Annotated in this window: 4 protein-coding genes; 1 reads left to right on the top strand and 3 read right to left on the bottom strand. The window is 68.1% G+C overall.

Translation table 11 applies throughout. The features are described 5' to 3' along the window. Nucleotides 1-48: 48 nt before the first annotated feature. On the bottom strand, nt 49-1191 hold the full coding sequence (locus tag ACFWF3_RS26965) for a cystathionine gamma-synthase (protein ID WP_379316169.1): 1143 nt from the start codon (nt 1189-1191) through the stop codon (nt 49-51). A gap of 98 nt (nt 1192-1289) precedes the next feature. Here ACFWF3_RS26965 and ACFWF3_RS26960 point away from each other — a divergent pair, with 98 nt between their 5' ends. Beyond that, nucleotides 1290-2471, top strand: a complete 1182-nt coding sequence (locus ACFWF3_RS26960; RefSeq protein WP_379316167.1) for an acyl-CoA dehydrogenase family protein — start codon at nt 1290-1292, stop codon at nt 2469-2471. A gap of 1 nt (nt 2472) precedes the next feature. Here the strand turns inward: ACFWF3_RS26960 and ACFWF3_RS26955 are convergent, their stop codons facing one another. Then, nucleotides 2473-2754, bottom strand: a complete 282-nt coding sequence (locus ACFWF3_RS26955) for a hypothetical protein (RefSeq protein ID WP_378993090.1) — start codon at nt 2752-2754, stop codon at nt 2473-2475. A gap of 158 nt (nt 2755-2912) precedes the next feature. Further along, the coding region (locus ACFWF3_RS26950) for an NtaA/DmoA family FMN-dependent monooxygenase (RefSeq protein WP_379316165.1) at nt 2913-4008 on the bottom strand (1096 nt) is incomplete at its 5' end.

Genomic DNA, 4008 nt, shown 5'->3' with positions numbered 1-4008 from the left:
CATCCGGATACCGGATGCGGCCGCTTCGTCATGTGTGTCGGGTCCCGCTCAGCTCAGCGCCTGTTCGACATCGGCGAGGAGATCGCTGATGTCTTCGATGCCGACCGAGAGCCGGACCAGATCGGCGGGGACTTCCAGCGCCGACCCCTCGGTGCTGGCGTGGGTCATGGCACCGGGGTGTTCGATGAGCGATTCGACACCGCCCAGCGATTCGGCCAGCGTGAAGATCTCGGTCCGCGAGCAGAACTTCAGCGCCGCTTCCCGGCCACCGGCCAGGCGCACCGAGATCATGCCGCCGCTGCGACGCATCTGCTTCTGCGCGATCTCGTAGCCGGGGTGCGTGGGCAGACCGGGGTAGATGACCTGCGAGATGGCCGGATGGTTGGTCAGGAACTCCGCGATCACCTCGGCGTTGTCGCAGTGCTTCTCCATGCGCACGGCCAGGGTCTTGATGCCGCGCATCGTGAGGAAGGCGTCGAACGGACCGGGGACCGCGCCCGCGCCGTTCTGCAGGAACGCGAAGTCCTTGTCGAGGTCGGCGCTGTTGGTGATCAGCGCGCCGCCGACGACATCGGAGTGACCGCCGAGGTACTTGGTGGTCGAGTGCAGCACCACGTCGGCGCCGAGCAGCAGCGGCTGCTGCAGGTACGGGGTGGCGAACGTGTTGTCCACCACCAGCTTCGCGTCGGCCTCGTGGGCGATATCGGCCAGCGCGGGGATGTCACCGATGCTCAGCAGCGGGTTGGTCGGCGTCTCGATCCACACCAGCTTGGTGTTGGGGCGGACGGCCGCGCGCACCGCGTCGAGGTCGGCGATGTGGGCGGGCGAGTGCTCGATGCCCCACTGGCTGAAGACCTTGTCGATGAGCCGGAAGGTGCCGCCGTAGGCGTCGTCGGGAATCACGATGTGATCGCCGGGGCGCAGCATCGCGCGCAGCGCACAGTCGGTGGCCGCCATGCCCGAGGCGAAGGCACGCCCGTAGCTGCCCGATTCGAGGGCCGCGAGGTTGGCTTCCAGTGCCGTGCGGGTGGGGTTGCCGGTGCGCGCGTACTCGTAACCACCGCGCATGCCGCCGACGCCGTCCTGGGCGAAGGTGGAGCTCGCGTAGATGGGCACGTTGACCGCACCGGTCTGAGGATCGGGTTCGTATCCGGCGTGCACGGCCCTGGTGGAGAATCCCAGCTCACTCATCACCTCAGACTAGTTGGCCTGCTCCGGGTGCGATCGCTGGGGTGGCGGCCTGGTCGAAGTGTCGGTTTCGGGGCTGGTACTGCGGTTAAACTCACGCCATGGTCACTGTCGAAGAGTTGTTCGCCATCGATCCGTTGCTGTCGTCGGAGGAGCGCGAAATCCGCGACACGGTGGCGCGATTCGGGGAACGCAGGCTGCGACCGCACCTCGCCGACTGGTTCGAGCAGGGCACATTCCCGGTCCGCGAGATCGCACCGGAACTGGGCAAGCTCGGGCTGCTCGGCATGCACCTCGACGGCTACGGCTGCGCGGGCGCGTCGGCCACCGCGTACGGCCTCGCCTGCCTGGAACTCGAAGCCGTCGACTCCGGCGTGCGCAGCATGGTGTCGGTACAGGGCTCGCTGGCGATGGCGGCCATTCATTTCTTCGGTTCCGAGGAGCAGAAGCAGCAGTACCTGCCTGCGATGGCGGCCGGTGAGGTGATCGGGTGCTTCGGGCTCACCGAACCCGATTTCGGGTCCAACCCCGGCGGCATGCGCACGCGGGCGCGCCGCGACGGTGACGACTGGATCCTGAACGGGTCGAAGATGTGGATCACCAATGGGTCGGTGGCCGATGTCGCCGTCGTCTGGGCGTATGCGGAGGAGCCCGGCGCGGACAAGGCGCGGGTGCGCGGCTTCCTGGTGCCCGCGGGCACACCGGGTTTCACCACTCGCGAGATCCATCGCAAGCTGTCGCTGCGCGCATCGCTCACCGCCGCACTGGATTTCGACGATGTGCGCCTGCCCGCCGATGCCGTGCTGCCCGAATCACGGGGGCTCAGTTCGCCGCTGGCCTGCTTGAGCGAGGCGCGATTCGGCATCGTCTTCGGCGCGCTCGGCGCCGCGCGCGACTGCCTGAGCTCCGCGATCGACTACGCCCGCACCCGCGAGGTGTTCGACAAGCCGCTCGCGGGCTATCAGCTCACCCAGGCCAAACTGGCCGATATGGCGCTCGAACTCGGCAAGGGGCAGTTGCTCGCGCTGCACCTGGGCCGGTTGAAGGATCGACACGAGATCACCGGCGAGCAGATCAGCGCGGGCAAGCTGAACAGCACGCGCGAGGCCATCAAGATTGCTCGCGAATGCCGGACCATCCTGGGCGCCAACGGCATCACCCTCGACTACCCGGTGCTGCGGCACGCCAACAACCTGGAATCCGTGCTGACCTACGAGGGCACCGCCGAGGTGCACCAGCTGGTCATCGGCAAGGCGCTCACCGACGCCGACGCGTTCCGGTAGGTCAGGTTCGGGCCGACAGGCTCGGCCTCGGCGCGGGCCTGATCATGCCGCCTGCGAAGGCCGCGGCGAGCATCACGATCACCACGGTGAGCACGGTCAGCGCGATCGGCACGGTGATCGCTGCGGGAATGCCGAGCAGGGTCAGCCCGGCCACACTGCCGCAACCCCAGAAGATCGCGGCGGCGAGACGACCGAGCAGGGGTGCGTAAGGCGAGCGGCGCCAGGCGCGGGAGACCCTCGTCTGCGCCGAATACCCTGCGCTAGCAGCGATTACCGTGCTCATGCCGAACAGGTGAACGGCCGGGTCGGTGACCTGCACTGCGGGATCCCTTCGCTCGCCGGGCTGGTTTGCCGAAAGTTGTCTCCGAACGGTTATACCCATTCAGAGTCCATCGGGCGCCCGGTTCACGCAAGTCCGCGATCTCGATCACATCTCGTCGGCTACGCCCTCGTCGTCGAGGTCGGCGCGGGCAGTTCCAGATTCTCGCGGTAGGTCGCGCCCAGATAGTCGGTGTCGAGCAGCTTCCGGCGACGCAGCTCGGGCAGCAGACCGTTGACGACGAAATCGTGGGTGCGCTCGTCGGTGAACCCGCCGAGGGAGATCACGTCGAGCACATTCGCCCGATAGCGCTCCTCGATCGCGTCGGCCAGCTGTTCGGGGGTGCCCGCCGCTGCCCAGTGGCCGGTGTCCTTGGCGGCGATGACGAGTTCGCGCAGCGTCGCGCCGGAGGCGGCGAGCTTGGCGAAGATCTCGACCCGGCCGCGTCGCCGGTGTACCGAATCCAGCTGCGGCAACAGCGTTTCCGGGATGGGCTTGTCCAGCGGCAACTCGGACAGGTCGAGGCCGCCACCCAGCATGTCGGCCAGTTGACGGCGCCCCGCGTCGAAATCGGTGGCTTCGGCGGCCTCGCGAACCAGCCTGCGGGCTTCTTCCTCCGTCGCGCCGTAGGTGGCGTGGAAGGAACTGAAGATGAGCGGAAGCCCGTCCGGCCTGCCCAGCTCGCCGGCGCGGGTGCGGATCTTCTTCGTGTAGGTGATCGCGTCCTCGAGCGTGGCCAGCGAGGTGAACACCACCTCCGCGAATCGTGCGCCGAGTTCGACGCCGCCCGCGGATTGACCAGCCTGGAACTGCACCGGCCTGCCTTGGGGCAGCGGCGGGATGTTCAGCGGGCCGCGGACCGAGAAATGCTGTCCGGCGAAGTCGATCGGCCGCACGAGCGATTCGTCCACGGTCGCGCCCCCCGCGCCGTCCGGCCGCAGCGCACCAGGGCGCCAGCTGTCGAACAGCGCGTTGACCACCTCGATGGATTCCGTGGCGCGCGCGTAGCGCTGCTCCGGGCTCGGTAGATCGCGGTCGCCGTAGTTCTCCTCGCCCAGCGACGAGGTCACCGCGTTCCAGGCCGCGCGGCCGTTGCTGATGTGGTCGAGCGTGCCGAAGAGCCGGGCCAGGTTATAGGGATGATGGAAGGTCGTGGACACGGTGGCGATCAGGCCGACATCGGTGGTCACCGCGCCGAGGGCGGCGAGCTGGATCAGT

Source organism: Nocardia sp. NPDC060220 (assembly GCF_042727815.1).
GTDB lineage: Bacteria > Actinomycetota > Actinomycetes > Mycobacteriales > Mycobacteriaceae > Nocardia.
Note: the sequence above shows the minus strand (reverse complement) of the source record. Positions and strands in the feature narration are given on the sequence as shown.